The 16,322-nt window shown below is 71.2% G+C and carries 13 protein-coding genes; 4 read left to right on the top strand and 9 right to left on the bottom strand.

Annotated features, from left to right (window positions below; translation table 11 throughout):
• Positions 1–200: 200 nt before the first annotated feature.
• Positions 201–2,225, bottom strand: coding sequence for a hypothetical protein (locus ACQP2O_RS38785; protein WP_433174082.1), 2,025 nt, complete (start codon positions 2,223–2,225; stop codon positions 201–203).
• 249 nt (positions 2,226–2,474) lie between these two features.
• On the bottom strand, positions 2,475–3,047 hold the full coding sequence (locus tag ACQP2O_RS38780; protein WP_433174080.1) for a YbhB/YbcL family Raf kinase inhibitor-like protein: 573 nt from the start codon (positions 3,045–3,047) through the stop codon (positions 2,475–2,477).
• A gap of 346 nt (positions 3,048–3,393) precedes the next feature.
• Between ACQP2O_RS38780 and ACQP2O_RS38775 the strand changes: the two genes are divergently transcribed.
• Together ACQP2O_RS38775 and ACQP2O_RS38770 are read left to right on the top strand one after the other, a co-directional pair.
• On the top strand, positions 3,394–4,728 hold the full coding sequence (locus ACQP2O_RS38775) for an NAD(P)/FAD-dependent oxidoreductase (protein ID WP_433174079.1): 1,335 nt from the start codon (positions 3,394–3,396) through the stop codon (positions 4,726–4,728).
• Between the two features lie 125 nt (positions 4,729–4,853).
• A complete protein-coding gene (locus tag ACQP2O_RS38770) occupies positions 4,854–8,093 on the top strand; it encodes a BTAD domain-containing putative transcriptional regulator (protein ID WP_433174077.1) in 3,240 nt (1,079 codons plus the stop codon).
• Here the strand turns inward: ACQP2O_RS38770 and ACQP2O_RS38765 are convergent.
• Positions 8,062–9,015, bottom strand: coding sequence for an Lrp/AsnC family transcriptional regulator (locus ACQP2O_RS38765; protein WP_433174075.1), 954 nt, complete (start codon positions 9,013–9,015; stop codon positions 8,062–8,064). The two genes, ACQP2O_RS38770 and ACQP2O_RS38765, sit on opposite strands and share 32 nt — an antisense overlap.
• A gap of 135 nt (positions 9,016–9,150) precedes the next feature.
• Between ACQP2O_RS38765 and ACQP2O_RS38760 the strand changes: the two genes are divergently transcribed.
• Positions 9,151–9,618, top strand: coding sequence for a nitroreductase family deazaflavin-dependent oxidoreductase (locus ACQP2O_RS38760; protein WP_433174073.1), 468 nt, complete (start codon positions 9,151–9,153; stop codon positions 9,616–9,618).
• Between the two features lie 57 nt (positions 9,619–9,675).
• Here ACQP2O_RS38760 and ACQP2O_RS38755 read toward each other — a convergent pair whose 3' ends face one another.
• The 3 genes from ACQP2O_RS38755 to ACQP2O_RS38745 form a co-directional block, all read right to left on the bottom strand.
• Positions 9,676–10,488, bottom strand: coding sequence for an ABC transporter permease (locus ACQP2O_RS38755; protein ID WP_433174071.1), 813 nt, complete (start codon positions 10,486–10,488; stop codon positions 9,676–9,678).
• Positions 10,485–11,462: an ATP-binding cassette domain-containing protein gene (locus tag ACQP2O_RS38750; protein WP_433174069.1), complete on the bottom strand. Its 978-nt coding sequence runs from the start codon at positions 11,460–11,462 to the stop codon at positions 10,485–10,487. The genes ACQP2O_RS38755 and ACQP2O_RS38750 overlap by 4 nt, the downstream gene beginning before the upstream one ends.
• A 127-nt stretch (positions 11,463–11,589) precedes the next feature.
• Positions 11,590–12,609 carry an LLM class flavin-dependent oxidoreductase gene (locus ACQP2O_RS38745; protein WP_433174067.1) on the bottom strand — a complete coding sequence of 340 codons (1,020 nt, stop codon included), beginning with the start codon at positions 12,607–12,609 and terminating at the stop codon, positions 11,590–11,592.
• Positions 12,610–12,755: 146 nt separating this feature from the next.
• Between ACQP2O_RS38745 and ACQP2O_RS38740 the strand changes: the two genes are divergently transcribed.
• A complete protein-coding gene (locus ACQP2O_RS38740) occupies positions 12,756–14,021 on the top strand; it encodes an MFS transporter (RefSeq protein ID WP_433174065.1) in 1,266 nt (421 codons plus the stop codon).
• Here ACQP2O_RS38740 and ACQP2O_RS38735 read toward each other — a convergent pair.
• The 3 genes from ACQP2O_RS38735 to ACQP2O_RS38725 form a co-directional block, all read right to left on the bottom strand.
• Positions 13,978–14,904, bottom strand: a complete 927-nt coding sequence (locus ACQP2O_RS38735) for an alpha/beta fold hydrolase (RefSeq protein ID WP_433174063.1) — start codon at positions 14,902–14,904, stop codon at positions 13,978–13,980. The genes ACQP2O_RS38740 and ACQP2O_RS38735 overlap by 44 nt on opposite strands.
• A gap of 111 nt (positions 14,905–15,015) precedes the next feature.
• Entirely contained in the window at positions 15,016–15,645 is a 630-nt protein-coding gene (locus ACQP2O_RS38730) for an SMI1/KNR4 family protein (protein ID WP_433174061.1), read from the bottom strand.
• Between the two features lie 158 nt (positions 15,646–15,803).
• Positions 15,804–16,238, bottom strand: coding sequence for an ATP-binding protein (locus ACQP2O_RS38725; protein WP_433174059.1), 435 nt, complete (start codon positions 16,236–16,238; stop codon positions 15,804–15,806).
• Between the last annotated feature and the right edge of the window lie 84 nt (positions 16,239–16,322).

The raw sequence follows: 16,322 nt of genomic DNA, 5'->3' as shown, positions 1-16,322 counted from the left end.
AGAGTGATGGACCGGTCAAGAGATTGCCACGCAATCGGACCGGAGTCCAACCGATCCCCGGCGGGATCCTTATATCTCGGGGAAGACCTGTCTCCCGGCGCCGGCCGCCGGCAGGCGATCAGCGACCCCCACATGCGAAAGACCGTGGGCCCCGGGGTTCGTGAGAACCCCGGGGCCCACGGCCTCTTCGCTGTGCGGCGTCAGCCGTTGTTGTTGCCGCCGTAGTTTCCCCAGCCGTCGGGGTGCTGCTCGTCGTTCTTCCGGTCGCCGTACGAGGTGCCGTACGGGCTTCTCGGGTAGGCCTGCGTCGCGTTCGGGTCGTCGGACGGCTGCCCGGTCCCGGGGGTCGAGGAGGCCGGGTCGTAGCCCTGCCCCGGCGTGGAGGACCCGGACCCGTAGTAGCCCGAGCCGTTGCCGTAGGACGAGCCGGGCGTCCCGGGCGTCTGGTAGCCGCCCGTGCTCGAGTAGCCGCCGGTGGAGGTGCTGTCCCGGCCGGCCCCGTAGGACCCGTACGAGTCCGACGACGACGAACCGGTGTACCCGCCGCCGAGCGGGTCGTCCTGGCGCCCGGTACCCGAGCCGTACGAGGAGGAGTCGCTGCTGTACGACGAGGATCCGGTGGAGCCGTAACCACCGTCGGTCGAACCCGTCGAACCCGTCGAACCCGTCGAACCGGTCGAGCCGTAGCCGCCCCCGGTGGAGCCGGTCGAGCTGTAGCCCCCCTCGGAGGAGCCGGTGGAGCCGTAGCCGCTGTCGTAGGACCCGGTGCTGTAGCCGCCGGTCGCGTTGTAGCCGCCCGACAGGGGGTCCGACCCGTAGGAGCCCGTCGAGGAGGAGCTGTAGGAGTCTCCGGAGGACCCGCCGTAGGACTCCGACGACGAACCACTCGTGCTGTAGGAGCCCGTCGACCAGCTCCCGCCGGCGGACCCGCTCGTGGAGGAGGAGCCGTACGAGCGCTCCCCGGTGTCCAGCGGGTCGGTGAGCGGGTCGAAGGCGGCCGGCGCGGGGCTCGAGCCCGTCGATGCCGCGTCACCGCCTCCGGCGCGCTCACGCTGGATCTTGGCGAGCAGATCGTCGACGGACGGGACGGCCGGGCCGTCGTCGCTCGCGCCGGCGACGGAACCCACCGGCGACGGGGGCGTCAGGGGAGAGGAGGCCGGCGGCGCGGGAGGCGGAGTGGGCGCCGCAGGGGACGAGGAGCCGAAGGTCGACCGCTCGCCGGTGTTCAGCGGGTCGTCGCCGTATCCGCTCCCCGGGTCCGTGCCGTACGAGCGGTCGCCGCCGTAGGCGTGCTCGGTGGAGTAGGACGGCTCGCTCGGGAAGGACGCCTCGCTGGAGTACGAAGGCTCACTCGAGTACGAGGGCTCGCTGGAGTACGAGGGCTCGCTGGAGTACGGAGACGACTCACCCGAGTAGGGAGACGGCTCGCTGGAGTAGGAGGACGGCTCGCTCGAGTACGCGGACGTGGCGAAGCCGCCGCTCTGGTCGGCGGAGCCGTACGCCGGGATGGCGCCGCCGGGATCGGTCTGGCCCGCCCGCGAGGGAACGTCGAGCGCCGACGGGACGTCGAGCGGGCTGGGCGGCGTCGCCGGCGTGTCGAGCATCGTGGGCGCGTCGTCGAGGGCCGGGACGACCGGCTGCGGCCGGGTCTCCGGCGCCGGCGAGTCGATCGGAGGGTCCTGCGGCGGCGGGCCCGCCAGCGGCATGCCCTGGGGTGGCCCGCTCACGAGCGGCTGCGGCTGCGGCTGTGGCACCTGCCCGGCGAGGGGATCCTGACCGCGCGCCTCGGAGGGCTGTCCGGCGTCCTGCCGCCACGGGAACTTCGGCTTGTCGAAGGTGATGGTCGACCAGTACTCGTCGTCGTCCATCTCGTCGCTCGACCGCGGAGGCGCCTCGGGAACCGGGGTCGGGGACGGCGGCGGCAGCTGGGCCGGGCCCGCACCGGGGCCGGCGATGGGCGCGGCGGGCAGTTGGTGCTGCGGAGCCATGGGGGCGATGGGGGCGCCGGCCACGCGCATGTCGCCGCCGCCGTAGGCGTCCTCCTCCGACTCGTCACCACCGCGGCGGCCGCGGGATCTGCCGGCGCGGCGGCCCCGGGGCTGCTCTTCGTCGGACATCCAGTCGTCTTCGTCGCCGGATCGGCTCGCCCTCATCCCCAGAGCCACCAGCACCCCGACGAGTATGACGACCGCGACCAGGCCGAGGACAACGATCAGACCCCACATAGCTACCACCCAACGCCATGGTCTAGCGGTCGACGCCGACGCGGAGACCTTTTCCCGTGATCACCGGCACCGGGGCCCCCAAGGAGCTAGACCGATTGTTGCCGACCGCTATGACCCTTGTCATACGGTTCGCGAACATCTATTTTCACCCTACTTGCCCTGAGGCCCGCGAGAACCGTCCGTTGGCCTTCGCGGCCCCTGGCGCGGGACGCGCACCTGACGCGTCCGGCACGCCCGCCCCTCAGGACATCACATCACCGCCCCCCGGAACGTCGCGTACATCCGTCCGCGCGCGATCGTCCGGGCGGCGATCGCGGAGAGGGCCTCGCTCAGGCTCGCGCCGTTCTTCAGCGGGACCTTCTCCTTCAGTGCGTAAAGGGTAAAGCGGTACTTGTGCACCTCGCCCTTCGGCGGGCACGGCGGGGCGTATCCGACCTTGTGCGTCGTGTTCATCGACTGCTCGGAGTGCGGCGGCGTGGTGTTCTCCAGGAGTTCGTTCGCCGTGGCGTCGATGTTGAACAGCACCCAGTGGACGTATGCGCCGCTGGGGGAGTCGGGGTCATCGATGATCAGCGCGAGGGACCCGACGCCGCTCTGCGCGACCGACCACCGCAGCGGCGGCGTCTTGGACTTGCCGCCGTACTGCGCGCACGCGAACCGGACGGGCATCGGCGCGCCGTCGCGGAAGGCCGGGCTCGTCACAGTGATCGATTCGGCCACGCTCCCCCGAATGATCTTGTTCTGCCCGAAGAGGCCGCAGCCCGTCAGCGACAGCACTCCGACGGCGGCCAGGCACACCGGCCGCCACAACCTGGTCATCATCGATACACAGCTCCCGGGGGACGATCGTACGCCGCGCCCGACCGGCGTCCGCGCATTCGCCGCATCGGGGGCCGTGCGGACCCCTCGATGTGGCGCTCCTCACCCGCGGATCCGCGCCGGGCGTCCGGCTCACCCTAGACGTGTTCGGAGCCCCGAAGGGGAGGGTCGGTGGATGGCCGTCGGCCGCGTACGGAAGACATGAGCTAATTCACACCAGAACGGCGCGGTCGGTTTGGCGTCCCGTCAAGTTCCGCTGATCTTCACAGCGCAGTCGGCAGGTATGTCCGGTTCGATGCGGTAGCTTGTGAATGGTTTCACAAATAAATCAAGCGAGGAGAGAACCCCCGTGGCCACGAGCCCGAATCCGAGCCGGACCACTCCCCACATCCTCATCGTCGGCGGCGGTTACGTCGGTATGTACACCGCGCTGCGCCTGCAGCGCCGCCTGCGGTCGAACGAGGCGACGATCACGATCGTCGACCCGCAGTCGTTCATGACCTACCAGCCGTTCCTCCCCGAGGTGGCCGCCGGCCACCTGGCCGCGCGCCACGTCGTGGTGCCGCTGCGCCGCGTGCTGCCCAAGGCGCGCATCCTGAACGGGCGGGTCGCCTCCGTCGACCACGCCCGGCACGTCGCCACCGTGCGCCCGATCTCCGGACCCGTCACCGAGATCTCCTACGACCTCATCGTGATGGCGCCGGGCTCGGTGTCCCGTACGCTGCCGATCCCCGGGCTCGCCGAGCACGGCATCGGCTTCAAGAACGTCGCCGAGGCCATCCACCTGCGCAACCACGTGCTCGCGCAGCTGGACATCGCCGCCTCCACCTCCGATGAGGCGGTCCGCCGCAGCGCGCTCACCTTCGTCTTCGTCGGCGGCGGCTTCGCCGGCGTGGAGGCGCTGGCCGAGCTCGAGGACATGGCGCGCGGCGCCCTGACGTACTACCCGGACCTCGGCCCCGAGGACATGCGCTGGGTCCTCGTCGAGGCCAGCGGCCGGATCCTGCCCGAGGTCGGGGACCGGATGGGCCGCTACACCGTCGACGAACTGCGCCGGCGGGGGATCGACGTACGGCTGAACACGCGGCTGACCTCCGCCGTCGACCGCCGCGTCGTGCTCGACGACGGCACCGAGTTCGACGCGGGCACGCTCGTGTGGACCGCGGGGGTCAAGCCCAACCCGCTGACCCGCTCCACCGACCTGCCCCTGGACCGGCAGGGCCGCATCGTCGCCACCGAGTACCTCACCGTCGAGGGCGCCGACGACGCCTTCGTGGCCGGTGACTGCGGCGCCGTCCCGGACCTCACCCGGTCCGGGGAGTTCTGCGCGCCCAACGCTCAGCACGCCGTACGCCAGGCCCGGCGGCTCGCGGACAACATCGTGGCCACGCTCCGGGGCAAGGAACGCAAGGCGTACCGGCACTCCTACGCCGGGTCGGTGGCCAGCCTGGGGCTCTACCGGGGCGTCGCGCACGTGTACGGCGTGCGGCTGCGCGGGTTCGCCGCCTGGTTCATGCACCGGACGTACCACCTGTCGCGGGTGCCGACCGTCAACCGCAAGGTACGGGTGGTGGCCGACTGGACGCTCGCGCTGTTCTTCCGGCGCGAGACCGTCTCCCTCGGCGGCATCGAGCAGCCGCGCGCGGAGTTCCGGCTGGCCAGCGGGCAGGACCGCGCGGCCTGACCTTCGCTTCACCGCCGACGGCGGGCCGGCCGGGAGGCCGGCCCGCCGTTTTTTGTGGGACACTCATCGAGATATATCGCGCTTCACGTAGATGCCTCCCCGGACGGACAAGGGAGAATCGACCCGTGCGGATCTCGTTGCTCGGCCCCCTCGAGGTGACCGATGTCGTCGGCCGGCCGGTGGAGGTCGGCGGTGCCCGCCTGCGCACGCTGCTGATCCTGCTCGCGCTCGAGGCCCCCCGCGTCGTGACGACCGATCGGCTGGTCGCCGGCGTGTGGGGCGGCGATCCCCCGGCCGGCGCCCCGAACGCGCTGCAGTCGCTGATCTCGCGGCTGCGCCGCGCACTGCCCGACGCCGTGATCGAGTCCCACCCTTCCGGCTACCGGCTCGTCCTCGACGACGAGGCCGTCGACCTGCGGCGCTTCGACCGGCTCGTCGCCCACGGACGTCGCCTCGTCGCCGACGACCCGGCGGGCGCGGCGGACGCCTTCGCCGAGGCCCTCGGCCTGTGGCACGGGACGGCGCTGGCCGACGTCGCCGACGCCGACTTCGCCCAAGGACAGGTGTCCCGGCTGACCGAACAGCGTCTCGGCGCCGTCGAGGACCACTCCGAGGCGCTGCTGCTGCTCGGCCGCGCCGACACCGCCGAGCTGGAGGCGCTGGTCGCCGCGCACCCTCTCCGCGAACGCCTGCGCGGGCAGTACATGCGAGCGCTGTCCGCCGCCGGCCGTCAGGCCGACGCGCTGGCCACGTTCGAGGACGCGCGCCGCACGCTCGCCGAGGAGCTCGGCGTGGATCCGTCGCCCGAGTTGCAGGCGGTCCACCTCGCCGTCCTCCGGGGCGAGCAGACCCCCGCCCGGCCGCGAGGCCGCAGCAACCTGCCGGCCCGGCTCACGAGCTTCATCGGCCGCGAGGAGGAGATCGAACGCGTCGGGAAGCTGCTGGCGGAGAACCGCCTCGTCACCCTCACCGGCCCCGGCGGCGCCGGGAAGACCCGGCTGTCGATCGAGGCGGCCGCGCGCCTGACCGACCGCATGCCCGGCGGCGTCCGGCTGATCGAGCTCGCCCCCGTCGGTGACCCGGGGGAGGTGCCGCAGGCGCTGCTGAGCACGCTGGGCCTTCGCGAGGTCGCGCTGACCGCCGGCGTACGTGGCGCGGCGCCCACCAGCGTCGAACCCGTCGAGCGGCTCGTCGCCGCGCTCGCCGACGAGCGACTGCTGATCGTGCTGGACAACTGCGAGCACCTGATCGACTCCTGTGCCCGCCTCGTGGACCGGGTGCTCGCCGACTGCCCCGGCGTCCGCGTCCTGGCGACCAGCCGCGAGGCCCTCGGCATCACCGGCGAGAGCCTCTGGCCGGTGCCGCCGCTCGCCTTCCCCCCAGAGGACCCGTCCGACATTCACGGGCCCGGGTGCGTCGCCTCGCTCGGGGAGGCGTTCGAGTACCCCGCCGTCCGCCTGTTCGTCGAGCGGGGCACCGCGGTCCGTCCCGGCTTCACGGCCGAGACCGACCTGCCCGCGGTGCTCGCCATCTGCCGCCGTCTCGACGGCATGCCGCTGGCCATCGAGCTGGCCGCCGCCCGGCTTCGTACGATGACCGCCACCCAGGTCGCGGACCGTCTCGACGACCGGTTCCGCCTGCTGACGGGCGGCAGCCGTACGGCGCTGCCGCGCCACCAGACCCTGCGGGCCGTCGTCGACTGGAGCTGGGATCTGCTCGACGACGCCGAGCGGACGCTGCTGCGGCGCATCTCGGTCTTCGCCGGCGGTGCGACCCTCGACAGCGTCGAGGAGGTGTGCGGCGGCGGCGTGCTCGACGTGCTCGACGCGCTCACCGGGCTGGTCGAGAAGTCGCTCGTCAGCGTCGACGGGACGGGCCGGTACCGCGTCCTCGAGACGATCCGGGCGTACGGCGCCGAGCGGCTCGCCGAGGCCGGCGAGGCCACGAGGGTGCGGCGCGCGCACGCCCACCACTTCCTCCAACTGGTCGAGACGGCCGAGCCGTTGCTGCGCACTCGGGAGCAGTTGCAGTGGCTCGAACACCTCACCGCCGAGTACGACAACCTGCATTCCGCCCTGCGCTGGGCCATCGAGGTCCAGGACACCGCACTCGCCGTCCGCTACGTCGCCGCCCTCGGCTGGTTCTGGTTCCTGCGCGGGCAGCGCGTCGAGGGCCATCAGCTGGCCCGGGACGCGCTCGCGCTGCCGGGGAGGGCGCCCGCCCAGGCCGCCGCGCTGGCCACCCTCTACTGGGTGATCGGGTCGATCGACGACGATCCCCTGATGCGGGACAGGGAGCCCATCGAGCGACGGATCTCGGCCGCGCTGGAGAACTGCGCGGACCTTCCCGTGGAGGACCTGCATCCCATGGTCCGCATCGCTCCGCTGGGTCTCCTGGCGTTCGACGGGCGGAACGACGAGGCGCTCGAGGGCATGCTGGGCCGCTTCGACGACGTACGTGACCCGTGGCTCCGGGCGGCCCTTCAAATGTTCCGCGGGCACTTCCTGATGAACCTCGGCCGGGTGGAGGCGGCCGCGGAGCAGTTCACGGGCGCGATCGAGGCTTTCCGGGTGCTCGGGGAGCGCTGGGGGACGTCGCTGACGCTGACCGGGGTCGCCGAGCTCGCGCTGTGGCGCGGCGACCCGATGTCGGCCAAGGCCCACATCGAAGAGGCCCTCCGGTGCTCGCTGGAGTTGGGCAGCCCGGACGACTCCAGCCACCTGCGCGTCCGCCTGTCCGCCGCGTACCGGGCGCTCGGCGACGAGGCCGCCGCCCAGGCCGAGCTGGAGGCCGCCCTGCGCGGCGCCGAACGCCGCGGGGACCACCGGGACGTCGCGATGGTCCGGTACACGACCGCCGAGGCGGCCCGGCGCCGCGGCGACCTGGCCGAGGCCCGGGCCCTGCTGGAGGACGCCGTCACTCTCGCGTGGGGCGGCGGTCCGCCGCAGTTCGTCTCGATGATCAACACCCAGCTGGGCATCATTCACGGGCTGGAGGGTGACCTCGACGCCGCGCTCGAGCGGCACGTCGAGGCGTTCCGGACCGCGTGGTATGCGCACGACGCGCCGGTCATCGGGCAGGCCATCGTCGGCCTGGCCGACCACGCCGTCTCCAGCGGCGATCACGAGCGGGCGGCGACGCTCCTCGGCGCCGCCGTCGGCGTACGCGGCACCGAGGACCGATCGCTGACGGACCCGCCCCGGATCGCACGGATCGCCCGCGAGGCCCTCGGCGACGAACGCTTCGACGCGGCGTACGCGCGCGGCCACGCGATGGGGGTCGAGGACACCGCCGCCTACCTGGCGATCGAGCCGATCACCACCGCCGGCGGGCTCACCCGAGGAGCAGTGCCCCCGCCCGCTTGACGGTGCGGATGATCGGCGCGGTCTCCATCGACCGGATCTCGTCGAGGGCGGCGACCCGCTCGGTGAGGTACCGCGCCAGATCCCCGGCGTCGCGGCAGTTGACCGCCGCCACGAGGTTGGTCGGACCGGTCGTGAGCGCGGCGAACGACACCTCCGGGTGCCGTGCCAGCGCCTCGGCGGTCGCGACGGCCTTGGCCGGCCGGACGTTCATCCACAGCCGCGCCTCGGCCGGGAAGCCGACCACCGCGGGCGGGACGTCGAGCTGATAGAGGAGGACCCCGGCGCGGCGCAGCGCGGTCATCCGCCGCTTCACCGTGGTCTCCGACCAGCCGGTGACCGAGGTCAGCTCCGCGTACGACGCCCTGCCGTCACGGGCCAGCGCACCCAGCAGTGCCCGGTCCGCGTCGTCCAGGGTGATCGGGTCGCCGTCGGGCTCCACCGGGTCGGAACGGAGCCGCTCGACCTGCTCCGGGCTGAGGCAGGCGAGCCCGGCCCAGCCGGTCGGCAGCACGAACCCGCGCAGCAGCAGATGGGCCGACACGGCGAGGACCCGGCTCGTGCGCGGCAGCTTGTGCAGCAGCAGGGCCTCCTGCTCGTCGGCGCTGCGCGCCTGCACGTTGCAGGAGACCTCCGTACCGCCCGACAGGAGGTACACCCACGAGGTGTCCTCTCGCGCGGCCAGCGCCTCGGCGACCCTGCCCGCCGCGTCCGGTGTGCAGCGCAGCCTGATCGTCCAGGGGACGTATCCGAGACGGGCACCGTTGACCATGCCCACCACCCGCAGCAGGCCGTCGCCAAGCATCCGCCGGTAGCGGCGGGCCACGGTGTTCTCCGACACGCCGAGCACCTCGGCGATGGTCCGGAACGGCGCCCGGCCGTCCAGATGCAACGCGTGAATGAGCCCTTGGTCGACGGAATCCATCGGGAAAGCATAACGGCCTGCCGGAAACCATCGTGACGTGGCTTCTGGCTGGCGGCAGAGGGGACCGCAGGGCCACGGGCTCGACCGGATACGGGCCTGTTGCCGACTAAATGCCGTACGCCGTACGATATTTGGATGACCACGCGTAACGACGAGGACGTCATCGACAGCCCCACCGGCTGGGTCGCCAAACACATCCGCACCTACGTGCAGACCGACGGGAAGAAGGGGCATCTCTATCAGGGCCGGCCGACACTCCTGCTCACCACTCGTGGCCGCAGGTCCGGCCTTCTGCGCCGTACCGCTCTGATCTACGGGCGGGACGAGGACCGCTATCTGCTGGTGGCCTCGAATGCCGGAGCGGCGCAGCACCCCGCCTGGTACCTCAATCTCCGCGAACACCCCGATGTGGCCCTGCAGGTCGGTGCGGACGGGTTCGCCGCGCGGGCCCGTACCGCGACGCTGGAGGAGAAGCCACGGCTCTGGCGGCTGATGACCTCGGTCTTCCCCCTGTACGACACCTATCAGGCCAAGTCGGATCGGGACATCCCGCTGGTGATCCTGGAGGACGTCACCCTGCGCGGAGAACCCGGGGACCGGTGAACCGATGACGCGCGAGCGCGGGCATCCGCAGTGCGGGGCCCGCGCTCGGGTCGGATCTCAGACACGGCGGCGCAGGGCACGCACCGCCAACGGCGCGAAGACCACGGCGATGCCCACGGCCCACACCAAGGACTTCATCACGGGGGAGGCGACGGCACCGCCGTTGATGAGACCGCGGGTCGCATCGGCCAGATGGGTGACCGGATTGACCTTGACCCAGGCCTGCAGCCAGCCCGGCATCGTGTCGACCCGCGCGAACGCGCTGCTCGTGAAGCTGAGCGGGAAGATCGTCGTGAAGCCGAAGATCATCACCTTGTCGGGCTCGCTGACCAGGACCCCGATGAGCACCGCGATCCAGGAGAAGGCCAGGGCGAACGCCAGCAACAGCAGGAACGCCAGGAGCAGGCCGCCGACGTTCGTCTTGACGCGGAAGCCGATGAGCATGCCCACGGCGAGCAGGATGGCCATGGACCACGCCTGCTTGACCGTGTCGGCGACGATCCGGCCGGCCAGCGGCGCCATCCGCCCGATCGGCAGGCTCCGCAGCCGGTCGAAGACGCCCTTCGTGATGTCGGTGTTCAGCAGGAAGCCGGTGTTCATGGTGGCGAACATGGCGTTCTGCGCGATGATGCCGGGCAGCGCGAACTGCAGGTACTGCACCGGACGGCCACCGGCCATCTGGCCGCCGAAGACGTACGTGAACAGCAGCACGAACATGATCGGCTGGATGCTGAGATCGATCAGCTCCATCGGGTTGTGCTTGATCTGCACCAGGCTGCGCCAGGCGAGCGTCGCGGTGTGCCGCAGGGTCGCTGCGGGGCTGACGCGCCGGGACAGCGTACGGGGTGCGGCGAGGGTGGAGGCGGTCACGCCCGGCTCCCTTCGATGACGAGTTCCGGAGTTTGATCGGTGCTCTCGGCGCGGTGGCCGGTCAGGGCGAGGAAGACCTCGTCCAGGCTGGACCTGCGCAGAGACAGCTCGGCCACGACCACGCCGGCGTCGTCGAGGCGGCGCACGATGGTCGGCAGTACGGACGGGTCCGTCACCGGCGCGGTGACCAGATCGCCCTCGACCTGCATTCCGTCGCCCACCACGACGCTGACCAGCCCGGCGACCGTCTCGCGGTCCCGCTCGTCCACCGGCCGCACCTGGAGCACCTGCCCGCCGACCTGGTTCTTGAGCTGGTCGGGCGTTCCGCTGGCGATCACCTGGCCGTGGTCGATGACCACGATGTCGTCCGCGAGTTGGTCGGCCTCCTCCAGGTACTGAGTGGTCAGCAGGACGGTCACGCCGTCGTTGACCAGGCCGCGGACGGTGTCCCACATGCTGCCGCGGGCGTGCGGGTCCAGGCCGGTGGTCGGCTCGTCGAGGAACAGCACCGACGGCCGCCCGACGAGGCTGGCGGCCAGGTCGAGGCGGCGGCGCATGCCACCGGAGTAGGTCTTGGTCGCGCGGTCGCGGGCGTCCCACAGCTCGAACCGTTCGAGCAGCTCCGCCGCCCGCGCCTTGGACTCGGCCCGGGACAGACCCAGCAGCCGGCCGATCATGACGAGGTTCTCCGTGCCGGTCAGCATCTCGTCCACCGAGGCGTACTGCCCGGTGAGGCCGATGAGCTGGCGGACCTGGTGGGCCTCCCGGACGACGTCGTGGCCGTCGACGAGCGCGCGGCCCTCGTCGGGCCGCAGCAGGGTGGCGAGGATGCGGACGGCGGTGGTCTTGCCCGCCCCGTTCGGGCCGAGTACGCCGAGTACGGTGCCGGCGCGGGCCGTGAGGTCCACACCGTTCAGGGCGACCGTCTCGCCGAACCGCTTCACCAGGCCCTCTGCCTGGATCGCGTAAGTCATGGAGTCTTCTCCCCGTGAGGTACGTGAAGTGATGACCCCACTGTCGCGAAGCGTCCTGACATTCCGCGCACATCAGCCTGAGATGGCCTGACAGCCCGCTGAGATTCCTGGTCGCGGAGCCGCGGGTTCAGTCGCTGGGGCTCCATCCGAGTGCCGGGCCGAGCCTGGTGGCCATGTCGGTGAGGATCTGGACGTAGTCCTCGTGGTCGAAGCTGAACGGCAGCGCGAAGGCGACCTCGTCGACCTCACGGAACGCGGCGTGCGCGTACAGCCGTTCGGCGATCTCGGAGGAGGTGCCGACGAGGTCGGGCGCGAACATCATCCGAGCCGGGCCCTGCGGAGCCGCCGTGCGCGGCGTCCGTTTCCGGGCGTACTCCTCGTACTTCGCGCGCTGCTCCGGCGAGGCGCTGTCGGTGGGGATGACGACGAGCCCCTGAGAGACGCGGGCACGGTCGCCGTCGGGGTGATGCGAGCGGAACGCCCGGATGTGGGAGAGCTGGATCTCGGTGAAGTCCTCGGACTCCTCGGCCTTCACCACGCTGCTGGTCAGGAGGTTCATGCCGTTCTCGCCGGCCCATCGCGCCGACCGCAGGCTCCCGCCGCCGTACCACAGCCGGTCGGCCAGACCGGGTGAATGCGGCTCGACCCGGTCGGAGAACACCTCGAAGCCCTCCGTGCCGCTGAACCGCGTCACCGGCTCCCCGCGCACGAAGTCCAGCAGCCGCCGTACGCGGTCGTAGCCGAAGTCTTCGGCGTCGGCGGTGTCGGGATAGAGAGCCCCCTTGACCTGGTCGAAGTGCATGGGCGGCCCGACGCTGACGCCGGGGTTGAGCCGGCCGCCGGACAGGAGGTCCACCGTCGCCAGGTCTTCGGCCAGCCGCAGTGGGTTCTCCCAGCCCAGGGGAATGACGGCGGTGCCCAGTTCGATCCGGCTGGTGCGCTGCGAGGCCGCCGCGAGGACGGCGACCGGGGAGGAGATGCCGTACTGCAGATGGCGGTGGCGCACCCAGGCGCTGTCGAATCCGAGCCGTTCGCCCAGCTCGATGACGCTCAACGTCGACTCGTGGCCCGGGCGAGGATCGGCTCCGTCGAACAACCCGATGGTCAGGAAACCGAGCTTTCGCAACGGTCGTGCGGTCGTCGGCACAGCGACCCTCCCGGTTCCACGGAGATGCTCCGGCTTGGGCCGATGCCGTACTGATTGTCGCAGGCGATCGACGATGGCTCTCCCGGAACAACGCCGTGGAGGTGGCGGTTGGTGATTGCCGGAACGGCGGCGCGGAAGGATCTGCTTTGCGGCAGTACGTGGCGGTGTGGCGGATCCCGGGGGCACCGTTGCTGCTGGTGGCCGGTGTGCTCGCCCGCTTGGGCATGGGCGTGACGCCTCTCGCTCTGCTGCTCGTGGTCGAACAGGCAAGCGGACGCTATGCGTCAGCGGGCATCGCCGCCGGTTGCTACGCGTTGTCGGGCGCGCTCATCAGCCCGATCGCCGGCCGGCTCGCCGATCGGCTCGGATCCACGCCGGTGCTCCGCGCGTCCGCCGTCGCTCACCCCGTCGGTCTGGTCGCGCTCCTGCTCGCCGCCGGCGGCGGTTCGATGCCGCTGATCTGCGCGGCGGCGGTGTTCGCGGGCGGGACCTATCCGCCGCTGACGGCGGCGATCCGCAGTGCGTGGATCGGCCTCACCGAGGACGGCGCCGGCCGGCATCACCTCCGCAACGCCGCATTGGCGGTGGAGACTTCGCTGTTCGAGTTGGTGTTCGTGGCCGGTCCGCTCCTGGTGGCGGTCGTGGTGCTGGTCGCCTCACCGGCCGCGGCCATCGCCGGGTCGGCGATCGTGACCATGGCGGGCACGCTGGCTCTCGCGCGTGGCTCTGCGATGCGCGGGCAGCGCCCGGCCTCGCCGGATACCAGGACCCGAGGGCTGGGTCCGCTACTGGTGCCGGGCTTCGCCGTGGTGCTGGTCTGCGTGGGCAGTCTGGGGATGGCGTTCGGTGCGGTCAGCGTCACCGTGCCGGCGTACGCGACCCGGCACACAGGTGCCGGCGCCGACGGACTGGCGGGTGTCCTGCTCGCGGTATGGGGCCTGGGATCCGGGCTGGGCGGTTTCGGGTACGGCATGGCGCGGCCACGTGCGCCGCTTCCACGGCAGTTCGCCTGGCTGCTCGGCGCGGTCTCCCTGAGCACAGCGGTCCTGGCGACCATGCCGGATGCGCTGACGCTCGGCATCGCACTCGCGATCGGCGGCGCCACCATCGCCCCCACACTGACCGTCTACACCACCATGGTCGGCCGCATCGTGCCGGCCGGCATGCGCAACGAGGCCGGTACCTGGCTGGTGACGGTTCCCGTCGCGGCGAACTCGGCCGGCGGCGCGATCGCCGGCCTGATCGTCGACCAGCCCGGCGGAATACCGTGGTCCTTCATCTTCGCGGCCACGGTCATCGGCGCCGCCACCGTCATCGCCGCCTGGCCCGCCGGACCGATGGCACGCGCCGACGCCGCCGTGACCGCCCTCACCGGTGATGCCGTCCACGACCGCCGGTGTGTTCGAGGATGAGCTCGGCGACGCGGTGAGGCAGCCCGGGGGAGAAGAACCCGTGCCCCATGCCGGGGATGGTCCGCAGCCGTGCACCGGGGATCGTCGCGGCGACGGCCTCGCCGTGGGCCGGTGGGCGGAGTGGGTCCGCCGTGCCGTGGATGACGAGCGTCGGTGCCGTGATGCCGGACAGGGGCACGAGCCGGTCCTCGGTCATCTGCCTGGCGGCGAGGTCATGGTTGGCGGCGGTGGTCTGGTCGGGGTCTCGTTCGTAGGAGAGCTCGACGTTGCGCCGCGCGGCGTCCTCGTCGAACGCGAGGACGCCACCGTTCAGTATTCGCCACGTCTCCAGGGCCGCCGCGACGCGCTCCTCGGGCGTCGAGGGCGGTGACCCGGCGAGGCCGGCGAGGTGCGCCAGTACCGTCGGCGCCGGCGGCGGGAGGTCGTCAGGGTCGGGTGACCGTCCGGACATGGCGCGCACCCACGCGTCCCTGGCGTCGTGACCCATCGGGCCGGTCATGATGGCGGTGAGGGTCGTGACGCGCTCAGGGCGGTGCACCGCCAGCCACTGGGCGATCGCCCCGCCGAGGGAGGCGCCGACGACGTGCGCGGCGGTGACGCCGTGTCCGTCGAGCACGGCCGTGGCGTCGGCCGCCATGTCCGCGAGGGTGTACGGGTGGCCGGTGAAGTCCGCGTGCGTCGACCGGCCGGTGTCGCGGTGGTCGAACCGGATGACCTGCCGTCCGCCCTTCACCAGACCTTCCACCAGTTCGTCGGGCCATCCGATTCCCTGTGCGGAGGTGCCCATGATGAGCAGCACGACCGGATCGTCACCGTTGCCGAAGCGCTCGGTCCACAGGCGAACGTCCGCCGACGCGACGAATTTCTCCTCGACCAATTCCATGATGACGAATATAGCGCGACAGGCCATTTAGTGCGAAATTCACATAATGGCGAAAATGTGCTATAATTGTGTCGGATTCGAAGGGATGAGCCTGGCGTCGGCCGACAGACCCTAATGGTGGGTTGATCGTGGTTCGCCGGAGTAACCGTCCAAGCCCGCCTTCCAGCGCTTTTGTTGTTCAAGCCAGTGCACGTAACGCGGCGAGGTGCCGCGGACGTCGATGCTGAGGGGCGCGTACTCGTCCGCGAGCAGCTTGCGGAGGAAATCGACCATGCCACAGGGAAAGAGAGTGAAGGGCTCGTCGGTGTGTCGGCCGCAGACCAGGACGGGCCAGTTGTCGGGGTCAGGGTCGGTGGTCAGCCAGCACAAGATGTCGGGGCCGTTGGTGAAGCCCCAGGCGAGGATATGGTCCGGGTCGATGCCGAGGCCTTCTTGGCCGTCCAGCATCTCCCAGGTGGCACGGGCGTTCTCCGTCTCCTCCTCGAAGGTCCCGGGGTCCCACTGGATGTACTCCTTGGGCAACGGCATGAGGATGCCGACCTCGGCGAAGGAGCCGATGAAGCCTATGGAGCCTGCGCCGTAGACGGACATGAACGCGATGTAGTCACGCGGGAACCCTGTGCCCCACCGCGCCTCGGCCGCCGACCAGTCGATCTCCTCGTCCACCCCGAGATCCGGAGGCAGGATCTTGGCCAGCGCTGATATACCCGTCAGGCCTTCCACGGCAATCCCTTCGATCACGTTGCCGAGAGCCTACGAGGTCGCACTGACACAAGCCGCAACAAGGGCAGACGTGGGATCACGGCTGTGACCAGCACTTTCGAGACGGGGCCCTAGGCCGACACCGTCCGGCTGTATCCGCGCAAGGGCGCGGCGCACCGCTGTCGGCGTTCCGTCTTCTACTTCGGAAGGGCAGGCCACGCCGCCAGTTCGACGTACACGGCCTTGCCCCGGGCGAGCACCTGCCAGCCGAGCCGGTCGGCGAGCGTCTCGGCGAGCAGGAGGCCACGGCCGTTCTCCTCCAGCAGCCCGCCGTGCCGTACGCGGGGGAGCGCCGGGTTGGCGTCGTGGACCTCGATTCGCAGCCGGTCATCGTCGCGCGACACGACGAGGCGCAGGTTCGTGCCGAGCCGGTCCTGGGCGTGCTTCGAGGCGTTGGCGACCAGCTCGCAGACCAGCAGTTCCGCCCGGTCGGCGACCGCCGCCGCACCCCAGGCGCAGGCGACGGCCTTGACGATCCGGCGCGCCGCCGACGCGGACTCCGGAGCATTGATGAGGCGCACGTCGGCCAGCAGCACGCCGCTGACGTCGCCCGGTAGAGCGCACCGTGTCACGACTTCCTCCGTCGGTTGTGGATTACCGAGGACAGACTGTCGCGATGTGATTACTCTGCGGAGGTGTTTCGGTTTCACAAACGA

It is taken from the genome of Actinoallomurus sp. CA-150999 (assembly GCF_050942425.1).
In the GTDB taxonomy this organism is placed as follows: Bacteria; Actinomycetota; Actinomycetes; order Streptosporangiales; family Streptosporangiaceae; genus Actinoallomurus.
The sequence above is the reverse complement of the archived record's forward strand: the minus strand, read 5'-3'. Positions and strand labels throughout refer to the sequence as shown.